At 70.7% G+C, this 20,845-nt stretch carries 17 protein-coding genes and 3 pseudogenes; 7 read left to right on the forward strand and 13 right to left on the reverse strand.

Translation table 11 applies throughout. The features are described 5' to 3' along the window. Positions 1 to 8: 8 nt before the first annotated feature. Together OIE49_RS02660 and OIE49_RS02665 are read left to right on the forward strand one after the other, a co-directional pair. On the forward strand, positions 9 to 293 hold the full coding sequence (locus OIE49_RS02660) for a DUF6368 family protein (RefSeq protein WP_326800877.1): 285 nt from the start codon (positions 9 to 11) through the stop codon (positions 291 to 293). Between the two features lie 48 nt (positions 294 to 341). Continuing rightward, positions 342 to 636, forward strand: a pseudogene (locus OIE49_RS02665) (IS5 family transposase); the annotation flags it as partial. Between the two features lie 23 nt (positions 637 to 659). Here OIE49_RS02665 and OIE49_RS02670 read toward each other — a convergent pair. After that, positions 660 to 1,586: a hypothetical protein gene (locus OIE49_RS02670; protein WP_326800878.1), complete on the reverse strand. Its 927-nt coding sequence runs from the start codon at positions 1,584 to 1,586 to the stop codon at positions 660 to 662. 198 nt (positions 1,587 to 1,784) lie between these two features. Between OIE49_RS02670 and OIE49_RS02675 the strand changes: the two are divergent. After that, positions 1,785 to 1,916 (forward strand): annotated as a pseudogene (locus OIE49_RS02675) (IS3-like element ISMyma3 family transposase); the annotation flags it as partial. Between the two features lie 6 nt (positions 1,917 to 1,922). Beyond that, positions 1,923 to 2,270 carry a hypothetical protein gene (locus OIE49_RS02680; protein ID WP_326806121.1) on the forward strand — a complete coding sequence of 116 codons (348 nt, stop codon included), beginning with the start codon at positions 1,923 to 1,925 and terminating at the stop codon, positions 2,268 to 2,270. A gap of 8 nt (positions 2,271 to 2,278) precedes the next feature. Here the strand turns inward: OIE49_RS02680 and OIE49_RS02685 are convergent. Together OIE49_RS02685 and OIE49_RS02690 are read right to left on the reverse strand one after the other, a co-directional pair. Beyond that, a pseudogene (locus tag OIE49_RS02685) lies at positions 2,279 to 2,676 on the reverse strand (transposase); the annotation flags it as partial. Positions 2,677 to 2,705: 29 nt separating this feature from the next. Continuing rightward, positions 2,706 to 3,746, reverse strand: coding sequence for a helix-turn-helix transcriptional regulator (locus tag OIE49_RS02690; protein WP_326800879.1), 1,041 nt, complete (start codon positions 3,744 to 3,746; stop codon positions 2,706 to 2,708). Positions 3,747 to 3,911: 165 nt separating this feature from the next. Here OIE49_RS02690 and OIE49_RS02695 point away from each other — a divergent pair, with 165 nt between their 5' ends. Beyond that, on the forward strand, positions 3,912 to 4,499 hold the full coding sequence (locus OIE49_RS02695) for a hypothetical protein (protein ID WP_326800880.1): 588 nt from the start codon (positions 3,912 to 3,914) through the stop codon (positions 4,497 to 4,499). A gap of 154 nt (positions 4,500 to 4,653) precedes the next feature. Here OIE49_RS02695 and OIE49_RS02700 read toward each other — a convergent pair whose 3' ends face one another. From OIE49_RS02700 to OIE49_RS02725, 6 genes are all read right to left on the reverse strand, one after another. Next, entirely contained in the window at positions 4,654 to 5,337 is a 684-nt protein-coding gene (locus OIE49_RS02700; protein ID WP_326800881.1) for an adenosylcobinamide amidohydrolase, read from the reverse strand. Between the two features lie 123 nt (positions 5,338 to 5,460). Beyond that, positions 5,461 to 6,969 carry a glycine betaine/L-proline transporter ProP gene (gene proP, locus OIE49_RS02705; protein ID WP_326800882.1) on the reverse strand — a complete coding sequence of 503 codons (1,509 nt, stop codon included), beginning with the start codon at positions 6,967 to 6,969 and terminating at the stop codon, positions 5,461 to 5,463. 146 nt (positions 6,970 to 7,115) lie between these two features. Further along, positions 7,116 to 8,369 (reverse strand): NAD(P)/FAD-dependent oxidoreductase, encoded by a 1,254-nt coding sequence (locus OIE49_RS02710; protein WP_326800883.1) that lies wholly within the window; start codon positions 8,367 to 8,369, stop codon positions 7,116 to 7,118. Then, complete coding sequence (locus tag OIE49_RS02715; protein ID WP_326800884.1) at positions 8,366 to 9,802, reverse strand: NAD(P)/FAD-dependent oxidoreductase; 1,437 nt, start codon at positions 9,800 to 9,802, stop codon at positions 8,366 to 8,368. The genes OIE49_RS02710 and OIE49_RS02715 overlap by 4 nt, the downstream gene beginning before the upstream one ends. Then, complete coding sequence (locus OIE49_RS02720; RefSeq protein WP_326800885.1) at positions 9,799 to 11,232, reverse strand: FGGY family carbohydrate kinase; 1,434 nt, start codon at positions 11,230 to 11,232, stop codon at positions 9,799 to 9,801. Before OIE49_RS02720 ends, OIE49_RS02715 begins: the two co-directional genes overlap by 4 nt. Next, positions 11,229 to 12,761: an APC family permease gene (locus OIE49_RS02725; protein ID WP_326800886.1), complete on the reverse strand. Its 1,533-nt coding sequence runs from the start codon at positions 12,759 to 12,761 to the stop codon at positions 11,229 to 11,231. The genes OIE49_RS02720 and OIE49_RS02725 overlap by 4 nt, the downstream gene beginning before the upstream one ends. 386 nt (positions 12,762 to 13,147) lie before the next feature. Here OIE49_RS02725 and OIE49_RS02730 point away from each other — a divergent pair, with 386 nt between their 5' ends. Continuing rightward, on the forward strand, positions 13,148 to 13,909 hold the full coding sequence (locus OIE49_RS02730) for a DeoR/GlpR family DNA-binding transcription regulator (RefSeq protein WP_326800887.1): 762 nt from the start codon (positions 13,148 to 13,150) through the stop codon (positions 13,907 to 13,909). A 103-nt stretch (positions 13,910 to 14,012) separates the two neighbouring features. Here OIE49_RS02730 and OIE49_RS02735 read toward each other — a convergent pair whose 3' ends face one another. The 3 genes from OIE49_RS02735 to snpA form a co-directional block, all read right to left on the reverse strand. Further along, positions 14,013 to 14,393, reverse strand: a complete 381-nt coding sequence (locus tag OIE49_RS02735; RefSeq protein ID WP_326800888.1) for a DUF2511 domain-containing protein — start codon at positions 14,391 to 14,393, stop codon at positions 14,013 to 14,015. Between the two features lie 118 nt (positions 14,394 to 14,511). Next, a complete protein-coding gene (locus OIE49_RS02740) occupies positions 14,512 to 14,916 on the reverse strand; it encodes a hypothetical protein (RefSeq protein ID WP_326800889.1) in 405 nt (134 codons plus the stop codon). Positions 14,917 to 15,365: 449 nt separating this feature from the next. Next, the gene (snpA, locus tag OIE49_RS02745) at positions 15,366 to 16,064 is read right to left on the reverse strand and encodes a snapalysin (protein ID WP_326800890.1); all 699 of its coding nucleotides are present in this window, start codon (positions 16,062 to 16,064) and stop codon (positions 15,366 to 15,368) included. A gap of 195 nt (positions 16,065 to 16,259) precedes the next feature. Between snpA and OIE49_RS02750 the strand changes: the two genes are divergently transcribed. Continuing rightward, complete coding sequence (locus OIE49_RS02750) at positions 16,260 to 17,294, forward strand: LysR family transcriptional regulator (protein WP_326800891.1); 1,035 nt, start codon at positions 16,260 to 16,262, stop codon at positions 17,292 to 17,294. Positions 17,295 to 17,365: 71 nt separating this feature from the next. On the opposite strand, the gene OIE49_RS02755 is transcribed toward OIE49_RS02750, so the two are convergent. Next, entirely contained in the window at positions 17,366 to 20,740 is a 3,375-nt protein-coding gene (locus OIE49_RS02755) for a pyruvate carboxylase (protein WP_326800892.1), read from the reverse strand. Between the last annotated feature and the right edge of the window lie 105 nt (positions 20,741 to 20,845).

Below are 20,845 nucleotides of genomic sequence, written 5' to 3' on the forward strand. Positions count from 1 at the left end.
ATGGACCGGTGTTGGTGATCGAGTTGGCGGAGGCCGTCCCCCGCGCGGCGATTCAGCGGCTCCGCGACCTCTTGGTTCGCTCCTCGGCGCGGTGTGAGGAGAAGCGGGTCGGCGAGTACGACCTGAACGTTCACGCGGAGAGCCTCGGCATCTCGGACACGGGCGGCGTCGACGGACGGCGGCCCGTCCTGGTCTCCGTCAGGGGGCCCGGCATCGGCGACGAGTCCATCTACGAAGGCTGGGCAGGTCGTCCTGCCGGACGGCGTCGAGCCAGTCTGGCAGGCGCTCGGTGAACATGGTCGCGAGGGAGCGGACGTGCTCGGTGAAGGCCTCATTGCCGCCACGAGCCCTCACGTGAGGCATGGGCCGACACCGGCTACCGCACCAAGCCATCGAACACGGCGCCGCCTCTGTATTGACGCGAAGGAGTCCAACGCGAGCCCGGAGTCAGAGGATTCAAGGGGATTCCCCGGCGCTGGGTGGTCGAGCGGACCTTGGCCGGCTCATGCACCACCGCCGCCTCGCCCGCGACGAGAAAGCCACCCACACCGCTCCGAAGCCATAATCCACGTCGCGGTGATCGACCTCATGAGCCGACGCCTCACCCACGAGAGCACCCCGAACTGCCGCGACACCCGAACGCCGGACAAGACGCTCTTTCAGATTCTCTGCTCGATCTTCTTTTCCCGTATCAGCTTCTCCAGCTCTGTGTCCGACAGTGGGTGCAGAGAGTTCAGGAGATGGCGTAGCCCGGGTTCGTCCAGGGTCTGGCTGGTGACTTCGGCCTCCGCGTTCCGGTGGCGGCGGGTGAGGGTGATGGCGCGGCCGCCTCCGGGGAAGTCGCGGACCGTGAGCATCTCACCGTGCGCGTCTACTGTGCAGGTCATGCCCTTCTCCGCAGGCTCTGGGCATCGGGGAGTCGGCGTGAGCGGCGGGCGCACCGTGAGGCCGACGTACCCCAACTCGTAGCCTTCCCGGACGGGACGGTAGTCGACGCCGAAGGAGGCCGGGCCGACCTCGGCATGGGACACCTGCATGCCCGGCGGAGCAGCGCCCAGGTACAGCAGCTCCGGATGCTCCCGGTACCGCGCGACCTCCGCCTCGTCCTGGCCCTGCTGCGCCAGCGCCGGGCCGACGAAGCCTCCATAGGCCACCCCGGCCGCCAGTACGGCCAGCGCCCCCAGCCGCACCCACCGGCTCGGCACGAAGAACGCCGCGGCCACGGCGTACGGCACCCCCGTCAGCACGATCCGGGTACTGGCGCTTCCGAGGTCAACGTTTTCGCCATAGGCGGCCAGACCTGCAAGGATGCCGAGCGTACCGAGGACGAAGACCAGTACCGCCCAGCCCAGCCGCTGCGACACGGAGCCGCACAGTGGCACCACGGTCCGCACCGGTATGCCCGCCGTGGTCAGCAGGCCCACCATCAGCGGTACACCCAACGCGAGGACCGGCACCGTCGCATCGGCCCCACCACCCCAGGCCGATATCACCGGCCCGAAACCGAGCGCCGGCGCCACGGCCGCCATCGTCGCCCAGACCATGAAGAGATGCAGGGCCGTCAGCGCCCTTCTGCCACTCGTCATATCGCAGAGCCTGGCAGCCGGCGTCCTGGCGAACATGAGTACTCGTACTCAGCACAGATCCCCGCCGCCTGGGTCTGGCTGGCGGTTTCACAGGCGTAGGACGGCTACCGCAACCAGGCCACGCGTGCTTGACCATCAGTGAGAAAAGTGGAGCGCTCCTGGTCTGATGGGGGCTCGATTCCCCGAGAAGATCGAGTCATGGCCCGTCCGTCCCCTTACCCTGCCGAGCTTCGTGAGCGTACGGTGCGCATGGTCGCGGAGGTCCGCCCCAACTACCCAACGGAGTGGGCCGCGATGAAGGCAGTCGCCGTGAAGCTGGCCATCGGCACATGCGGTGTGGGGGATCTGGCGCTGGTCGCCGCGGCGACGGTGATCAGCGTTCCCGCCCCTGACCGCTTTGTGCTTGATGTCGGTAGCAAGGTCCTTGGCACCGACCGGTCGCCTTGGGTGATGGGCCACGGCTACCTGCCCCAGTTCCCGCAGGGAACCATCACAGGGTTGTGGGAGCACCACGCCGTTGTCCGGCTTCCGGAAGGGGTGCGGGGACCACACCTTGGGGCGCTCGTCGCTGTCGTCCCCAACCACATGTGTACGCCGGTGAATCTCGCCGATGAGCTGCTGGTCGTCCGAGACCGCGAGGTGATCGACCGCTGGCAGGTGACGGCTCGAGGTGCCAATACCTGAGCATCGTCTCAAGCCGAGAGCCGGCGGTAGCAGATCAGAGTCGCGGCTATCCCGGCGAAAGCAAGGAAGCGTTCAGCCTTGCGCTCGTGACGACGGTGAAGGCGACGGCACCCGGACGGCCAGGCCACCGTCCGCTCCACGGTCCATCGGTGGCGGCCCAGCCGGTGCGAGGACTCGATCCCCTTGCACGCGATGCGCGGGACGATGTTCCGGCTGCGGAGCCACCGTCGCAGGAAGTCGTAGTCGTAGTCGTATCCGTTGCCGGCGTGGAGCTTGGCAGGCCGTCGCCGACGTGGGCCACGGCGAGATCGGATCGGCGGGATACCCGTACCAGGGGTTCCAGTCCCTGGCTGTCATGGGTGTGCGCAGCAGAGATACCGAGGGAGAGGGGCGGACCGGACCGCTCGGGCCGTCGCCGCCCTGATCGCTCGGCGATCAAGACTCATCGGCCCAGAGCGCCGTCCGGCCGTCTGGTTGGACATGGATGGTCTGGGACATCTCCCGGTACCCCCAGGCGTAGTCGCTGGACGCGATCACCCAGGCTTTGGCCTGGAACGCGGTGGCCGGCAATTTGGCCACCGTGCACTCCGCCAGGGGGCTGGTCACTGTCTTGCCGGGTGCCACCGTGAGTTCCACCCCCCTGCCCCAGACACCCGGACAGGTGTGGGCGACCGCGGCTCGGACGTAGGCGAGCTTGGCCTTGACGGTGACCGGGTCCGGCCCGGTGTTGGTCATCTGCACGGCGAAGACGAGCCTGGCGCCGTCGGCACGGGTGCATGGAGTCCATGCCACACCGTCGACGTAGCGGGGCCGGCCGCACCGGTTGTTGCCGCCCAGGCCGGCGGAAGTCGGCGGAGTGGCCACGGATGCCTCGACCGTGTATTCCGAGTCCGCGACCGCCGAGCCGGGCGCGGCGATGTGACGTGCAACGAGCACAAGCCCGCAGAGAGCCACGAGGCCGACGACGGTAGCCAGCACCTGCTTCCCACGGCGGCTCGGGGTCCGGGGGACGGCAGGCGTGGCCGACGGCGGTTCGAGCGGTTCCGCCGTTTGGTCTTCCCTTGCCACCGGCCTGAGCGGCGGAGGGGCCGAAGGGGCCGCCTCGGATGGGGCGAAAAGGTCCGAAGGCGGCTGGGCGACTGCTCCAGCGTTGAGTTCGGCCTCCAATGCCTCCCAGCGCGCGGTCCATTCACCGACCGCGTGGGCCGTCTGCTGCCGACCGGTCCTGGCGTAGGCCAGACATGCCCGCACGAAGGCCAGAACGACCTCACGGGAGGGAGGGGTGTGGCCCCTGGCCGCGGTGGAAAAAGTGGTGTCCGAGTACGGGCTGCCCACCTTCGCCGACCAGGTCGCCAACTGCCGGTAGGTCGGACGGCCGCACCGCTCTCGCAGTTGACGGAGTTCGAGGGCGAACAGCGCCAGGGGGCCGCCCTCGGGGTCGATCGGGCTCTCCTGCCGACCTTGGTTACTGGCCACTCAATCGCTCCTCGATCCGGCTTTCTTGATGACCGGTAATTGACCGGCAGGCAGAAGTGTGGCGGGTCATCAAGCCAGCGGCAAAAGTGCGGGTATCGAACCGTTCGCCCGCTTCGAGAGGGCGTTCGGGGACAGGTTCGTCACCTACACGAAGGGACCAGTGACATGAGGATCGCCAGGAAGCCGATGGCCCGGATCGCGGCGCCGGTGGTCGGCGCGCTCACTCTTCTGACCGTGGGCGCGGTGACCGCCCCGGTGGGGGCGCAGGCCGCCCCGCTGGGGCGCGCGTGCATGTTCGAGGCCCCCGAAGGGGCCTACGGCGCGGGGCACGCCGCCTTCGCCGTCAAGGTTCGCGGGGAGGCGAACCACTGGGTCTACGGCTCGTTCGGCAGCACCAACGACGCACCGATTGCCGGCTGGATCAAGGGCGGTACGTGGGAGAAGGCCCACGCGTACTTCACGTCCGTGCGTGACAAGGACCACGAGAACGCGCGGTACTACACGCGCTATCGGTGCGTGAACACCAAGGACGGTGACGCGAAGAGGGCCCAGTCCTGGTATGGCGCGGTGAAGGAGCGCGGCTACAACGTCGCCACCAACAACTGCCTCCACATGTCAATGGCGGTCTTCAAGGGCTACAGCGAAATCCTCCGCAAGGACCCGCGACTCGGCAGCGCTACGGGAAACACCCCGAACCAGTACTACAGCAAGGTTCTTCCCGCAGCCCACTGGGAGGTGTCGCACCAACTGTGATCACAGTGCGCCTCGGTGTCCACCGCTGTGCTCCGGTCAGGCAGGTGCTCGGCTTACCGGGAGACGCTCGCGCTGCAGCTTCCCGAGGCGCACTGGCTCCGGCCACCCAACCCGTCACAGCCGATGGTTGCAGCGGCGCCGTCAGGGGCGTTCCTCACTCCCCGGGAACGGGCAGGGCCGCGCGCACCGCCCCGTGAACGGCGCGTGCCAGGCGGGCGCCCCAGAGCGAGCGCGGGCCGGCGAAGGTGTGGAGTTCTTCGTCGTCGCTCGGGGTGCGGGCGGCCACGCACACGGCGTCGGTGGGGGTGCCCGAGCAGTCGTAGCCCGCTTCCAACAGCGCCTGCACCTTGGCCTCGGTCGCGGTGACCACCGCGTTGACCAGTGCGGCGTCCGACAAGGTGACCGGGAGCGCGGCGACGACGTTGATCGTGCCGGGCGTGCCACGGCCGTCCGTCCCCGGTTCCGGGGAGGCGGCCCATCCGCGCACCCTGACGCCGGCGGTGGCGACCGCGGTGGCCCCGCTGTCCTCCGCGCTGCCGTGAGCCGTGACGTCGGCGGCGGTCATCAGGCCCACTCCCACGCCGTCGAGGCCGGCCGCCTCGGCGATCTCGGCGAGGTGGCGTTCGGGGTCGGTGCGCCGGTAGCCGTGGGCCACCTGTGCGTTGAGGACCCAGCGGCGCTCTCCGATGCCGCCGCCGAGCACGGCGTTGCTGACCATCCGCCATCCCGGGCCGGCGCGCCACACCAGCGTGGGCAGCCGCAGCCCGTCCTCGGTGCGGGTCAGCCGCCGCGGGGCCGGCAGTCCGGCAGCGGTGGACGGCGCGACGACGGAGGTCACGGGCTGGGCGCTCCTTGCGACGGGACGGGCCCGTTGATCGTACGTGCAGGGACCCGGACCCGCCGGGCCGGGTCCCGCCGCTCGCCCGCGCTCTCGTGTCGGCCCGTCAGAACCCGGGCAGCGTCAGAACCTGGGCAGCGGGGCCTGACCCTCCACCAGCTCCGCGGCCTCCTCCGGGGTCGCGACGGCCGGTGGGGAGCCCTCCAGGGGCCGGCGTGCCGTCTCCTTCATGCAGGCCACCGAGATCACGCCGACGAGTGCCGCGGCCATGGAGTAGTAGGCGGGCATCAGGTCGCTGCCGGTGACCGAGATCAGGGCGGTGATCACCAGGGGGGTCGTCCCGCCGAAGAGGGAGGCGGAGAGGTTGTAGCCGATGGAAAGGGAGCCGTAGCGCACCTGGGTGGGGAACAGGGCGGGCAGCGCCGCGGACATCGTCCCGAGCAGGCACACCAGCGACAGTCCCAGCATGAGCATCCCCGCGGACACGGCGGCCAGGCTGCCCTGCTCGACCAGCAGGAAGGCCGGGACGGAGAGGAGCAGGAAGCCGAGCATGCCGGTCATCAGGACCGGTTTCCGGCCGAGCCGGTCGGACAGCTTGCCGACCTGGTTGATCAGCAGCATCAGCACCACCATGGTGGCGATGAGGATCAGCAGGCCGTGCGTCTCGGAGTACCCCATCCGGTCCGAGAGGTAGGTCGGCATGTACGAGAGCAGCAGGTAGTCGGTGATGTTGTACGCGCCGACCAGGCAGACGCACAGGACGAGCGTCGGCCAGTGGTTCCGGAAGATCTTCGCCAGGTCTCCCCTGGCGGTCGCCTCCACCGTGGAGGCCGCCTCGGACGCCCGGTGCACGGAGTCGTCCTCCAGCTTCCGGAACGCGGGCGTCTCGTCCAGTCGCAGCCGCAGGTACAGGCCGATCAGCCCGATCGGGCCGGCGACGAGGAACGGTACGCGCCACCCCCAGGAGTCCATGCCCGCGTTGCCGAGCAGCGCGGTCAGGAGCGTCACCAGGCCGGCCGCGCCGACGTAGCCGGCCAGCGTGCCGAGTTCGAGGAAGCTGCCGAAGAAGCCTCGCCGCCGGTCGGGCGCGTACTCGGCGATGAACGTGGACGCGCCTCCGTACTCACCGCCCGTGGAGAAGCCCTGCACCAGCCGGAAGAGGATCAGCAGGAAGGGGGCCCAGAAGCCGATCGAGGCGTAGGAGGGGATCAGGCCGATGGCGAACGTGCCGATCGCCATCATGATCATGGTCAGGGCGAGGACCTTCTTGCGGCCGATCCTGTCCCCCATGGGGCCGAAGACCATGCCGCCCAGGGGACGTACGAGGAAGGACACCGCGAAGGTCGCGAACGACGACAGCAGCTGGACGGTGCCGTTCCCGGACGGGAAGAACACGTGCCCGATGGTGACCGCCAGGTAGCTGTAGATGCCGAAGTCGAACCACTCCATGGCGTTGCCGAGCGAGGCGGCCTTCACCGCCCGCTGCACGGCCGCCTCGTCGGTGACGGTGATGTCCGTGCCCCGCAGTGGAGGGTTCCGGCGCCGTCTGACGGCCCTGAACAGTGTCCGGTGGCGTTTGAGAGCCTCGGGATCGGCATCCGCCGGGGCGGCGCCGTCTTCCTTGTCCACCATCTGGGTCTCCTCTCTCCCGGGCGTCCTGGGCACGCGGACGTCCATGGGACCGCTTGCTCACCCTTGTCAGCAGCAAACAGTTCACCCGGGAGAGAGCGACATTCGACACACGGGCACCGCGGTGCCCGCGACCGGCCGTGCCGGGATCAGCCGAGACCGATGTGGACCGGGCCGCCGGTGGGCGAGAAGCCGTCGAGCAGACCGGCCGGGACCCGGAAGACGCGGCCGGGAGCGGCCGGCCAGGCGAGGGTGCGGCGGGCGAGGGTCCGCCCGTCCTGCCGGACGGTCACCTTGGGGAGGCGGACGAACTCGTCGGTCCACAGCAGCAGGCGCCCCCGGGCGGGTGCGGGGTCGCCCGGCCGCAGGACCTGCGGGGCGACCCAGCGGAAGGGGGCGTCGGCGACCAGGCGGACGCCCGCGGCCGGCCGGTCCTCGCCGTTGAGGTGGTGGACGACCTGCCGGGCGACGTGCCTGCCGTCGAGGGCGGCGACGTCGGCGGTGTCGACGGGGTGCAGCAGATTGCCCGCGGCGAAGACGCCGGGGCGGCTGGTGCGCAGCGCGGTGTCTGTGAGGGGGCCGAGGGTGCCTTCGTCGAGGGTGATGCCTGCGGAGCGGGCGAGTTCGTGGTCGGGGATCCAGTCGCCGGTGAAGACGACGGTGTCGCAGGCGACGGTACGGCGCCGGCCGGTGTCGAGGTGCTCGATCTCCACGGCCTGGCAGCGTCCCTTGCCGATGACGCGGGTGACGCGGGTGCGGGTGGCGACGGGGACGCGCAGCACGGTGCGTCCGGCCGCGTTGAAGGCGGCGTAGGACTCCGCCTTCGGGTACTGGCTGACCATGAGGGCGGGGGTGCAGCCGGCCTCGCGCAGGGTGACGGCCGCGGACCAGCTGACGAGTTCGCCGCCGACGATGACGGCCCGCTTGCCGACGGGCTGGTGGTGCAGGTGGACGAGGTTCTGCAACTGGCCCGTGGTGTAGACGCCGTGGGGGCGGTCGCCGGGGATGCGGCGTGCCGTGCGGGGCCGTTCGCGGGCGCCGGTGGCCAGCACGATGGCGCGCGGCCGGATCCGGTAGCGGCCGTCGGGGCTGGTGACGTCGACGGTGTGTTCGTCGGCCCAGCCGGTGACCATGGTGCGGGTGCGGATCTCCGCTCCGGCCCCGGTGGCCTGCCGCACGAGGTGGCGGGCGTAGGCGGGGCCGGTCATCACGCGGCGCAGGTCGCGCAGGCCGTAGCCGGTGTGGTCGCTGTGCCGGGGGATACCGCCGGCGTCCTGCTCCCGGTCGACGACGAGGACGCGGCCGGCCCGGCGTCCCGCCAGTTCGGCCGCTGCGGTCAGGCCCGCGGGTCCGGCGCCGATGATGAGGACGTCGGGCGTGGTCAGGGGCGGCTGGTGGGTCATCGGTTGTCCTTGTGCTGGCTGCGGCAGCCGTCGTGGGTGTGGTGCTTCTCGCGCAGGGCGGCGACGGCCGCGCCGCAGAAGAAGCCCTGGCAGCGGCCGTTCATCGCGCGGGTGCGGCGGCGCAGTCCCTCCAGGTTGCGGGCGGGTACCGGGGCGTGGCAGGCGTCGCGGATCTCGCCCTCGGTGACCCGTTCGCAGAAACAGACGACGGTGCCGTAGGCGGGGTCGCGGGCGATGAGGTCGGCGTCCTGGTAGGGGCGCGTGCCGGCTTCGCCGATGTTGGGCATGCGGGGCGGCTCGGGCAGTTCGGCGCGCGGGCGCAGGTCCAGGCCAGCTTCTTCCAGGAGGGTGCGGGCGTGTTCGGCGATGGCGATGCCTGCGGTCAGGCCGGTGGAGCGGATCCCGCCGACGAGGAGGTAGCGCTGCTCCGGGGCGGCCTCGATGAGGTAGTCGGAGTGGTCGATGGCGGCGCGCAGCCCGGCGTAGCTGGCGGTGACCTCTTCGGCCAGCAGCCGCGGCATGAGGCGTTCGCCCTTGGTGAGCAGGAAGTCGAAGCCGTCCTCGGAGGTGGCGGTGTCGGTGCGGTCGGTGAGGTCCTGGGCGGTGGGGCCGAGCATGACGTTGCCGTAGATCGTCGGGGAGATCAGTACGCCCTTGCCGCGTGAGGTGGGCACCGGGAGGACGATCTTGTTCACCATGGGGCGGGCCAGCTTGTCGAAGACGAACAGCTCGCCGCGGCGGGGGGTGACGGTGAAGCGGTCGTGGCCGAAGAGGCGGTCGATGTGGTCGGCGCCGAGACCGGCGGCGTTCACCACCCAGCGGGCCCGTACGTCGCCGGCGGGCGTGTGCAGGGTGGTGACCTCGTCGCCTTCGTCGACGCCGGTCACGGCGTGCTGGAGCAGCATCGTGGTGCCGCGCTGCCGGGCGTCGGTGGCCAGGGCGAGGTTCGTGGTCCAGGTGCAGATGATGGACTCGTCGGGCACGGTCAGCCCACCCAGCGCCCCCTCACCGAGGTCGGGGACCAGTCCGTAGACCTCGTCGGCGTCGATGATCCGGCAGTGCGTGTAGCCGTTGGCCTCGGCCTTCTCCTTCAGTCCGGGCAGCGCCTGGAGTTCCTCGTCGGTCCAGGCGACCAGGACGGCACCGGTGTGTTCGACGGGGATGCCGGTGGCTTCGGCGTAGGCGCTCAGCAGGTGGTAGCCACGAGCGACCAGGCGGGATTCGAGCGTGCCGGGCTTGGCGTCGAAGCCGGTGTGCAGGATCGCGGTGTTCGCCTTGCTGGTGGCGTCGCCGACGTCGTCACGGGCGTCGAGCAGCGCGACACGGACGTCGTGGCCGGACAGTTCGCGTGCGATCGCCGCGCCGACGATGCCTCCGCCGATCACCGCGACGTCGAAGACGTCGTCGTGGGGGCGGTGCGGGGTGGCGGTCATGAATGGTCTCCCTCGGTGGCACGGGCCGTCGCGGCCCGCGCCCATGCGGTACGGAACTCCTCGGCCCGGTCGGCGGACCAGCGGGGTTCGTAGACGGTGGCCGGCTGCCAGTCGCCGACGGCTTCTTCGAGCCCGAGCGCCGGATCGAGGGCGCAGCTGGCCATGGCGGCCGCCCCCAGGGGGGTGGCGTGGGCGTGGGGGTAGATGTCGACCGGCATCTGCGCGATGTCGGCCTGGGCCTGCATGAGGACGGCGGAGTTGGTCAGTCCGCCGTCCGCGCGCAGCCGGGTCAGGGGCCGGCCGAGATCCTTGGCGACCAGGGTGCCCAGCTCGGCGACCTGCGCGGCGATGCCCTGGAGCAGGGCGAGGACGAGGTGTTCGCGCCGGGTGGCCAGGGTCATGCCGGTGAAGGAGGCGGTGGCCTCCGGGGCCCACCAGGGCGCGGCGAGTCCGGCGAACGCGGGCACGCACAGCACGTTCCCGGCGTCGGCCGCCGCCAGGGTGTCCAGGTCGGTCGCGGACTGGATGAGGCCGAGGTCCTGGAGCCAGCGCACCGCCGAGGCGACGGTGTAGACCTGCCCGTCCACGCAGTACGGCGTCCGTCCGGCCGCCCGCCAGGCCACCGAGGTGGTCAGTCCGGCGCTGGAGCGCACCGGGTCGAGGCCGGTGTTCGCCAACAGGAACGCGCCGGTGCCGTACGTGCATTTCGCGGTGCCCGGCTCCAGGCAGCGCTCCGCGACCAGAGCCGCCTGCTGGTCGACGATCAGCCCGGCCACCGGCACCTCCTGGCCGAAGGCCCTGGTGGTGCCGACGACCTCGTCGCAGGCGGCGATGCGGGGCAGTCGCTCGTCGCCGAGGCCGAACAGGTCCAGGAGTTCCCCGTCCCAGGCGGCGGTGTCCAGGTCGAGGACGAGTGAGCGGCTGGCGGTGGAGGCGTCGGTGACGAACTCCCCCGTGAGGTGGTGCACCAGCCAGGTGTCGGTGGTCGTCACCACACCGTCGCGGGTGAGGTTGCGCCGCAGCCAGGCCATCTTGGGTGCGGAGAAGTACGGGTCGAGGACGAGGCCGGTGCGCCGGGCGATGCTCTCGGCGTGCTCGGCCAGTTCGCCGCAGACGCTTTCCGCGCGCCGGTCCTGCCACACGAGCGCCTGGGTCAGGGGGGTTCCGGTGGCCGGGTCCCAGGCCAGGACCGTCTCGCCCTGGTTGGCGAGGGCCACGCAGGCGATCGGACGGCCGGCCGCGCTCACCGCGCGGCGGCCGGCGTTGAGGACGGAGTCGAGCAGTTCGTGCGGGTTCTGCTCGACCCCTCCGCCGTCGAGGTAGGTGGGGCGGACGGTCTCCTCGGCGATGGCGACGGTGCCTTCCTCGGGGTCGACGACGATGGCCTTCGTGCCCGAGGTTCCCTGGTCGATGGCGAGGATCGCGGTCACCGTGCGCTCCCTTCCGTGACGGTGTCCGAGGGCGTGCCGTCGGCGGTGTCCAGGGCGCGGTCGACGTCGGCCATGTCCGGCATGGTCAGCCCGTCCCGGCCGCGCCGGATCAGCAGACCGGTGAAGTAGACGGCACCGATCGCGAACAGCACGAGGACGTAGGTCCACGGGGCACGGAAGGAGGCATCCCGGAAGATCAGCAGCTCGTACACCAGCCAGACGCCCGCGACGACCAGCACCGGCACTTCCCAGCGGCCCAGCGAGAAGCCCTGGGACGCGGGCAGGGAGCGGCGCTTGATGGCGTACATCGCGACGGTGCCGGCGTAGATGAGGGCGGGCAGCAGGGTTCCGGCGGAGAACAGCTGGAAGAGCGCGTCGGTGGAGCGGGAGAAGACCGCGAGGATGATCTGCGCGATGAGCATCATGAACACCGAGGCGTTCAGGGGCGTGGCGGTGCGCCGGTCCAGGCGCTTGAGCAGCCGCCAGCCGGGGAAGCGCTCGTCGCGGGACATCGCGTAGACCAGGCGGGTGCCGCTCAGGGTGATCACCAGTCCGCAGGAGAAGATCGACACGACGACCAGGACCAGCAGGATCTTGCCGACGACCGAGCCGAGCACGGCGGTGATGACGGTGGCCACGGGAGTCGCCGAGGCGCCGACACCGTCGATCCGGCCGGCCGCCGCGGTGACCGCGACCAGGAACAGGAAGCCGAGCACGCCCAGCGAGAGCACGGCCTGGACCATGGCCTTGGGGATGACCCGGGCCGGGTTCTTGGTCTCCTCGGCCAGGTTGGCCGCCGACTCGAAGCCGACGATGGTGAACGCGCCGAGCAGGAACGCCAGGGCGAACGGTCCGGCCGTGGTGCCGCCACCCAGGCCGTAGTAGCCGCTCGCGGGGACGCTTCCGGTGTCGAAGAGGTGCCCGAAGTCGAGCTTGCCGGTGAAGGCGCCCACCGCGAACAGCAGCACGGTCAGCGCGATCATGCCGACGAGCTGCACGGTGACGGCCACGTTGTTGACCCGGTGGGTGGTGCGGGTGGAGGCGGCGACGAGAAGTGCCTGGAGCAGTACGACGCCGGCGGTGATCACCCAGGCGTTCTGCGTGGTGCCGACGTAGCGGAACAGCTCCGGAAGGATGGTGGAAGCGATCGTGTAGTCGACTGCGATCAGGACCACGCCCAGGAAGGCGAACGAGATCCATCCCATGATCCAGCCCCATACCGGGCCCACGATCCGTGACACCCATTGGTACGAGTAGCCGCTGATCGGGATGCGCGCGGCGAGGGCGCCGAAGACCAGGGCGATGGAGAGCTGGCCGATCACGGAGATCGGCCAGGCCCAGATGCCGCGTGGGCCGGAGGTCGCGAGCACCGAGCCGTAGGTGGTGAAGATGCCGGTGGCGATGGAGACGAACCCGAAGGCCACGGAGAACGAGGCGTACCAGCCGAGTTCCCGCGCCATCTGCTTGGGCTCACCCGCGCCCGGGGCGCCTGTTCCTGATCTCTGGGGACCTGATTCTGCGTGTGCCATGACTCTTTTCCCTGTTTAACAGTGCCCCGCCGTGGAGTGCGAGAGCCAGTGAACGTGAGCAACCGAACTCGGTCGGCTGTGCGGGGACGCCCCGCGCGGGGTCTGCCGGGGCCTGTCCGCCGAGGGGGCGGCGGGGCCTGCGAGGGTGCGCAGGGCCGTGGCCGAAGCGGTCTCGGCAACCCACCCACCTGACCGTTTCTGTGGATTGTTGACCGCTCGTTGCTGAAAGTGTGGACCCTTGCCCGTCTACCGTCAAGAGTCGTTCACCATGCACGCCAACGAGGACGCCGGTTCGGGAACGAGGGAGCCGGTCCGGCCCGGCACCGGCTGACCGTAGAATGCAGTCACAGATCCACAGAAACGGTCATCACCCAGGGAGGTGGGACGTGCTCGCCGCCGAGCGCCACCGCAGAATCGTCGCCGAGATCGCCCGGCTGAAGTTCGTCACCACGGACGACCTGACCACGCTGCTCGGCGTCTCCCACGAAACGGTCCGCAGGGACCTCGCCCTGCTCGAACGGCGCGGCGAGCTGTCCCGGGTGCACGGCGGCGCCACCAGCGCGCAGGCGCCGGTCGGCGAGGAGGCGCCCTTCAGCGAACGCAGCGGCAGCCTCGCCGCGGAGAAGGAGACCATCGGCCGGGCGGCGGCGGCGCTGATCGAGCCGAACCAGACCGTCGTCATCGACGTGGGCACCACCGCCCTGGAGGTGGCCCGCGCACTGCCCGCCGACCACGCCGGCGTCATCGCCACCCCGTCCCTGCTCGTGGCCGCGGAGGTCAGCACACGGCCCCGGGTGGAGGTCCTGGTCAGCGGCGGACGGCTGAGGGCGGGCGACCTCGCCTGCTCCAACGCCCAGGCGGTGGAGTTCTTCGGCAACCTGCGCGCGGACGCCGTCTTCCTCGGGTCCGGTGGGATAGCCCCCTACGGGCTCACCGACTTCCATCTCGACGAGGTCGCCACCAAGCGGGCCATGCTCGCCGGCGCCTCGCACCGCTATGTACTGGCCGACTCCAGCAAGTTCGGCCGCACGGCCGCCCACCGCGTGTGCGAGCTGGACGGCTTCGACACCCTCATCACGGACCAGCCCTGCCCGGCCGACCTGCGCACCGCGCTCACCCGGGCCGGGGCCACGGTCGTCGTGGGGTGATCCGTACGGAGCCCGGCCGGCCCGCACCGCATGGGCCGGCGAGCCCGGGGCCACCGCCACGGGCGCCAGGGGTGGGGCGCCCGGGGCGGAAGGCGGGGCCGGACTACTTGCAGAGCTCCAGGCCGCGGTCGATGACCGCCTCCAGGGAGATGTTCTTGCCGGGGTTGTTGGGGTCGCCGGCCCAGATGGGGTCGGGCCCGGGGTGCTTCTGCCGGGCGCGGCTGTTGAGACCGTAGGTGCCTTCGGCGGTGATGAAGGTGACGGCCTGGTCGGCGCAGGCGAGGTTGCCGGAGGCGACCGTGAACGGCCAGGGGGTGGTGGTCCGTTCGGTGATGTAGCCAGTCGAGTCGGGGTCGCCCAGGGTGGCGGCGGACTCGGTGTTGTCGGTGCTGTCGCGCTCGGCGGTGCCGGAGCCGCCGAGGCAGCCGGTCAGGGCGAGACAACCGAAGACTGCGGCCGCGACGGCGGTGACACGGATGCGCATGATCCCCCTTGGACAAGTGATGAGGATGAGATCGAAACAACATCATCTGCCCGGTGACCGAAAATGGTGGATCCCGTGTCGGCTCTGTGATGGGATCGTGACGGTCAGTTGAAGCGTCCTAGGCGCACGGGACCGGGCCGTCGCCACCCAGGATCGTCGATCCGGTCCCGCCAACGGCACCCCGCGCTTCATGGACGAACGACAGGATTCCGTGCACGAGGCGCAGAGGATGGACGTTTCTCCTGCGCTGCGTGAAGCTGTCCAGCAGTTCGTAGCCGGTACACAGCATCACTTCGCTGCCCTCATATGATTCGAGGTTGATCACCGCGGCCTCGAGCAGGCGAAGCTCACCGGTGAGCAGGGGGAGATCGTCGCGGAGCTGGCTCGATGCCAGTCCGGCTCGCGCGTACAGCGCCGGTATCAGCGCGGACCCACTGGCACTGGCTATTGTTTTTTCGTCCGCGGAACTTAATTCGGCAATTTGAGCATGGGCGTACTCGAAAATCTCCACAAGAGTGGCCATTTCTCGAATGCTCATTGCGATCACATCCGAGGCGGTCGGTGACTCCGATGGGTCTCCGGGCTGGTCACGGCGGCGTCTACGCATGGATACATCCCTGGCGATTCGTGCGGCTGCTGCGCCTGCATCAAGCGGGATGATCACAGGGTCTCCATGGAAAATCTCAGACTCTTCTTGGGTGATCCTTTGCCCGACCGAGTCGGACAGCGCCCACGGGGGCGGATTTGACCCGATTGAGCCGTTAGCTCCGCTTACAGCCGGACGTGAGAATGAGGCAATTCATTCCGTCTCATCGATTTACTCCCTTTGGTAAAACTTTGCTTGAGACTTGGGGAGGGGTAAGCGTCGATTTTCAGCCAGTCGCAGCCCGGTTGTGACCGAAAGGTTTCGAGGACGCGGCGGTGCGGGCCGCCCTGTGGGGTGGGCGGCCCGCACCAGTGGGGGGCGGAACGTCAGTTGGCCTTGTCCAGCTCCTTCAGGGCCTTCGCGAGACCGTTGGCCCACAGCTGGTTGACGCGGGCGCGCTCGTTGGCGTCGGGGTAGCGGTTGGTGCAGGACGTGCCGGGGCCGCCGCCCGACATCAGCTCGCTGCACGGGCCGCTGTAGTGGTCCGGCAGGCCCAGCACGTGGCCAGTCTCGTGGGCGGTGACCCGGATCGAGTCGTACTGCCGGTTCTGCGCGTAGTCGAGGAAGACGTAGCCCTTGCCGTGGCCGTTCGTGGAGGCGTAGGAGCCCCGCGAGTCGTTGCCCTCGTAGTACGCGAAGTCGGCGCTGCCCGACGTCGCCTGAAGCTTGACGTTGGACACCGAGCTGTTCCATATGGAGGCCGCGTTGGATATCTGCGAGGCGAAGCTCGGCGCCTGGGAGGCGTTGTAGTAGACAGTCACCGACTGGAGGGTCGGGTGGGCGGCCTGCTTCTCGGCGACGGACTTCAGCACCGCTTCGAAGAACGCCTTGTTGTTGGCCGCGCTCTCCGCGGAGCCGGCGTACTGGGCGTACGCGGCGGAGGCGGACGGCGCGGAGCGGGCGGTCTCGGCGCTCGCCGGGGTCGCGGTGCCCAGGGCGGCGGAGGCCAGGCCGAGGCCGAGCGCGAGGGCCAGCAGCCGCCGGGGGGTCTTCGCGGACGTGGAGGACGTACGGGACGCCTTCATGTGGGGGGCTCCTACTCGTTCGTGTGGGGTGGTGAACGACCGGTCACGCAGGAGTTTCGGGCACACCAACGGGCCGGCGGATGATGGCAACCGGGGATAGCGCGGGGCTATCGGGGCCGACTCGTACGATTCCGCTGGTTCCGTTGGCATTTGAACGTCTGGTGCGGCGTCACACGCGCCCCTACGCTCCCTCCCATGGAGCTCGAGGTGAGGCACCTGCGTGTGCTGTGCGCCATCGCCGACCACGGCAGCCTGCACCGGGCGGCTCGGCAACTCGGTGTGGCTCAGCCCTCGTTGAGCACCCAACTGCGCCGTATCGAGCACGCGCTCGGCGGTCAGCTCTTCCTGCGCACCCGTGCGGGCTGCCGTCCCACGCCGCTGGGTCACGCGGTACTGAGCCGGGCCAGACCCCTCGTCGCCGAACTCGCCTCCCTCGTCACCGAGGCGCGGGCGGCCGCGGCCCGGGCCGCCGGCGGCGCGCGGCTGCGCATCGGCGCCACGGCGAGCCGGGCCCTGCCGGGCTGGCTACGCCGGCTGCGCACCCGCGCGCCGCGGACCGAACCCACCCTCCAGATGGACGCGTCGGCGAACTGCCTGCTGCGCCTGGTCGCCGCCGGGCGGCTGGACATGGCCTTCGTGCACGAGGTGGAGGGCAGCCCACTGCGGATCCCGGCCGGGCTCTGTGTGCGCGTACTGGTCGAACGTGAACCGCAGTTCGTCTCCCTCGCCGCCGACCATCCGGCAGCCGCGCTGCCCGAGGTGCGGCTCTCCGACCTCGCGGGCGACCGCTGGATGGTGGACTCCACGGTCGACGGCGAATGGGACGCCCTGTGCCGCGTGCTGCGCGAGGCGGGGCTCGACTCCGACATGCTGCACGGCGACTACCTCACCGCGTACTCCCTGGCGGCCACCGGCGAGGTGGTGACGGTCAGTCAGCCCACCGCACGCCCCCGCGCCGAACTCGCCATCCGCCCCTTGCAGGGCGATCCCATCGGAGTGCGACTCCTGCTCGCGGCCCGCACCGAATCCGAACTCGATCTGGCCTACGCCGAGTTGGAGGAGTCCTACTGGGAGGCGGCCCACCAGTCCCCGGCCTACCAGACCTGGCTGAACCGCGCCGGCACCCACCCGCGCACCACGCCCCGCCCCGCCCGCGTAGCCCAGACGCCCCATACGGACACCCACACGGACACTCCCCGGCGCAGACGCCCGATACCGGTCGGCCCGTAGGCGAGGTCAGCCACGGCAGCCGGACGGCGCACCACCCGCCGGGCCGGTGGTGCGCCGTGCAGGGGGTCGGCTCAGCTCACCTCGACGAGGAGGTCGCCGCCCTCCACCTGCTGGATGTGGTTGATGGCCAGCCTGGTCACTCGGCCGGACCTGGGGGCGGTGATGGCGGCCTCCATCTTCATGGCCTCGATGGTGGCCACGGTCGCGCCGGCCGCCACCTCGTCGCCCTCGTCGACCGCGAGGGTCACCACGCCGGCGAACGGTGCGGCCACATGGCCGGGGTTGGCCCGGTCGGCCTTCTCCGTCACGGGGACGTCGGAGGCCGCCGTGGCGTCGCGCACCTGGATCGGGCGGAGCTGGCCGTTCAGCGTGGACATCACGGTGCGCATACCGCGTTCGTCCGCCTCGCCGATGGCCTGGAGTTCGATGAGGAGCCGCACGCCGGGCTCCAGGTCGACGGCGTACTCGTCGGCGGGGCGCAGCCCGTAGAAGAAGTCCTTGCTGTCCAGCACGCTGGTGTCGCCGTAGGCCTGGCGGTGGGCCTCGAACTCCCGGGTCGGGCCGGGGAACAGCAGCCGGTTGAGGGTGGAGCGGCGGGACTTCTCCAGGCCGGAGCGGTCCTCGGCGGTGAGCTCGGTGACGGGCTTGGCCTGCGCGCGGCCGTTGAGCGCCTTGGTGCGGAACGGCTCCGGCCAGCCGCCGGGCGGCGTGCCCAGCTCACCGCGCAGGAAGCCGATCACGGAGTCGGGGATGTCGAACCGGTCCGGCGCCTCCTCGAAGTCCTCCGGCGCCACACCGGCGCCGACCAGGTGCAGGGCGAGGTCGCCGACCACCTTGGACGAGGGCGTGACCTTGACCAGGCGGCCCAGGATGCGGTCGGCGGCGGCGTACATCGCCTCGATGTCCTCGAAGCGGTCGCCGAGGCCCAGCGCGACCGCCTGGGTGCGCAGGTTGGACAGCTGACCGCCGGGGATCTCGTGGAGGTAGACGCGCCCGGTCGGCGAGGCCAGTCCCGCCTCGAACGGGGCGTAGATCTTGCGGACGCTCTCCCAGTACGGCTCCAGGTCGCCGACCGCCTTCAGGTCGAGGCCGGTGGGCCGGTCGGAGTGGTCGGTGGCGGCGACGATCGCCGACAGCGACGGCTGGGAGGTGGTGCCGGCCATGGAGGCGACCGCGCCGTCCACGGCGTCTGCGCCGGCCTGGACGGCGGCGAGATAGGTGGCGAGCTGACCGCCCGCGGTGTCGTGGGTGTGCAGGTGGACCGGCAGGTCGAACTCGCGGCGCAGCGCGGACACGAGCCTCGCGACTGCGGGCGCCCGCAGCAGCCCGGCCATGTCCTTCACGGCCAGGACGTGCGCTCCGGCAGCCACGATCTGCTCGGCCAGGCGCAGGTAGTAGTCCAGGGTGTACAGGCGCTCGGAGGGGTCGGACAGGTCCCCGGTGTAGCACAGGGCGACCTCGGCGACCGCCGTCCCGGTCTCGCGTACGGCGTCGATGGCCGGCCGCATCTGGCCGACGTCGTTGAGGGCGTCGAAGACGCGGAAGATGTCGATGCCGGTGGCGGCGGCCTCCTGGACGAAGGCGTCGGTCACCTCGGTCGGGTACGGCGTGTAGCCCACGGTGTTGCGGCCGCGCAGCAGCATCTGGAGGCAGATGTTGGGCACCGCCTCCCGCAGGGCGGCCAGACGCTCCCAGGGGTCCTCGGCGAGGAAGCGCAGGGCGACGTCGTAGGTGGCACCGCCCCAGCACTCCAGGGACAGCAGCTGGGGCAGGGTCCGGGCCACGACCGGGGCGGCGGCGAGCAGGTCCTTGGTGCGCACGCGGGTGGCGAGCAGCGACTGGTGCGCGTCGCGGAAGGTGGTGTCGGTGACGCCGATGGTCGGCGACTCGCGCAGGAGGCGGGCGAAACCGTCGGGGCCGAGTTCGACGAGCTTCTGCCGGGAGCCGGCGGGCGGCTCGCCCGCGGGCAGCGCCGGCAGCTTGGTGACCGGGTCGATCACCTCGGGCCGTTCCCCGTGCGGCTTGTTCACGGTGACGTCGGCGAGGTAGGTGAGCAGCTTCGTGCCGCGGTCGGCGGAGGAGCGAGCGGTCAGCAGGTGCGGGCGCTGCTCGATGAACGACGTGGTGACCCGCCCGGCCTGGAAGTCGGGGTCGTCGAGTACGGCCTGGAGGAACGGGATGTTCGTGGCGACGCCGCGGATGCGGAACTCGGCCACGGCGCGCCGGGCCCGGCCGATCGCTGCCTTGAAGTCCCTTCCGCGGCAGGTGAGTTTGACGAGCATCGAGTCGAAGTGCGCGCTGATCTCGGTACCGGCGTGGGTGGTTCCGCCGTCCAGGCGGATGCCGGAGCCGCCCGGGGAGCGGTAGGCGCTGATGCGTCCGGTGTCCGGGCGGAAGCCGTTGGCCGGGTCCTCGGTGGTGATGCGGCACTGCAGGGCGGCGCCGCGCAGGGTGACGGTGTCCTGGGAGAGCCCGAGGTCGGCCAGGGTCTCGCCGGCGGCGATGCGGATCTGGGCCTGGACCAGGTCGACGTCGGTGACCTCCTCGGTCACCGTGTGCTCGACCTGGATGCGCGGGTTCATCTCGATGAAGACGTGGTTGCCCTCGCGGTCGAGCAGGAACTCCACGGTGCCCGCGTTGCGGTAGCCGATCTCCCGGGCGAAGCGCACCGCGTCGGCGCAGATCCGCTCGCGCAGCGCCGGGTCGAGGTTCGGCGCGGGCGCGATCTCGATCACCTTCTGGTGGCGGCGCTGGAGCGAGCAGTCGCGCTCGAACAGGTGGATGACGTCACCCTGGCCGTCGGCGAGGATCTGCACCTCGATGTGGCGCGGCTCGACGACGGCCTTCTCCAGGAAGACGGTGGGGTCGCCGAACGCGGACGCCGCCTCCCGGGACGCCGCCTCGATGGACTCGCGCAGCGCGGCGGGGTCCTCCACCCGGCGCATGCCGCGCCCGCCCCCGCCCGCGACCGCCTTGACGAACACGGGGAAGCCGATGTCCTCGGCGGCGCGGACGAGTTCGTCGACGTCGGTGGAGGGCGCGCAGGAGCCGAGCACGGGCACGCCGGCCGCGCGGGCGGCCGCGACCGCGCGGGCCTTGTTCCCCGTCAGTTCCAGCGTGTGGGCGTCCGGTCCGATGAAGGTGATGCCCGACTCCTGGCAGGCGCGGGCGAGTTCGGGATTCTCGGACAGGAACCCGTAGCCGGGGTAGACGGCGTCCGCGCCCGCCCGGCGGGCCGCGCGGACGATCTCCTCGACGGAGAGGTAGGCGCGGACCGGGTGGCCCGGCTGGCCGATCTGGTAGGCCTCGTCGGCTTTCAGCCGGTGCAGCGAATTGCGGTCCTCGTGGGGGAAGACGGCGACGGTTCGCGCGCCCAGTTCGTAGCCGGCGCGGAACGCGCGGATCGCGATCTCGCCGCGGTTGGCGACCAGCACCTTGCGGAACATGCTCTATCCCTTCGGCCTGCCGGTGAAAGGACCATGGTGTCGGCCATGCCCTCGCCTTGCCATGTGAGCCAGGCCACTCATCCCGATTCTCTCCCGCGCTACCCG

The organism is Streptomyces sp. NBC_01788, assembly GCF_035917575.1.
Classification (GTDB): domain Bacteria; phylum Actinomycetota; class Actinomycetes; order Streptomycetales; family Streptomycetaceae; genus Streptomyces.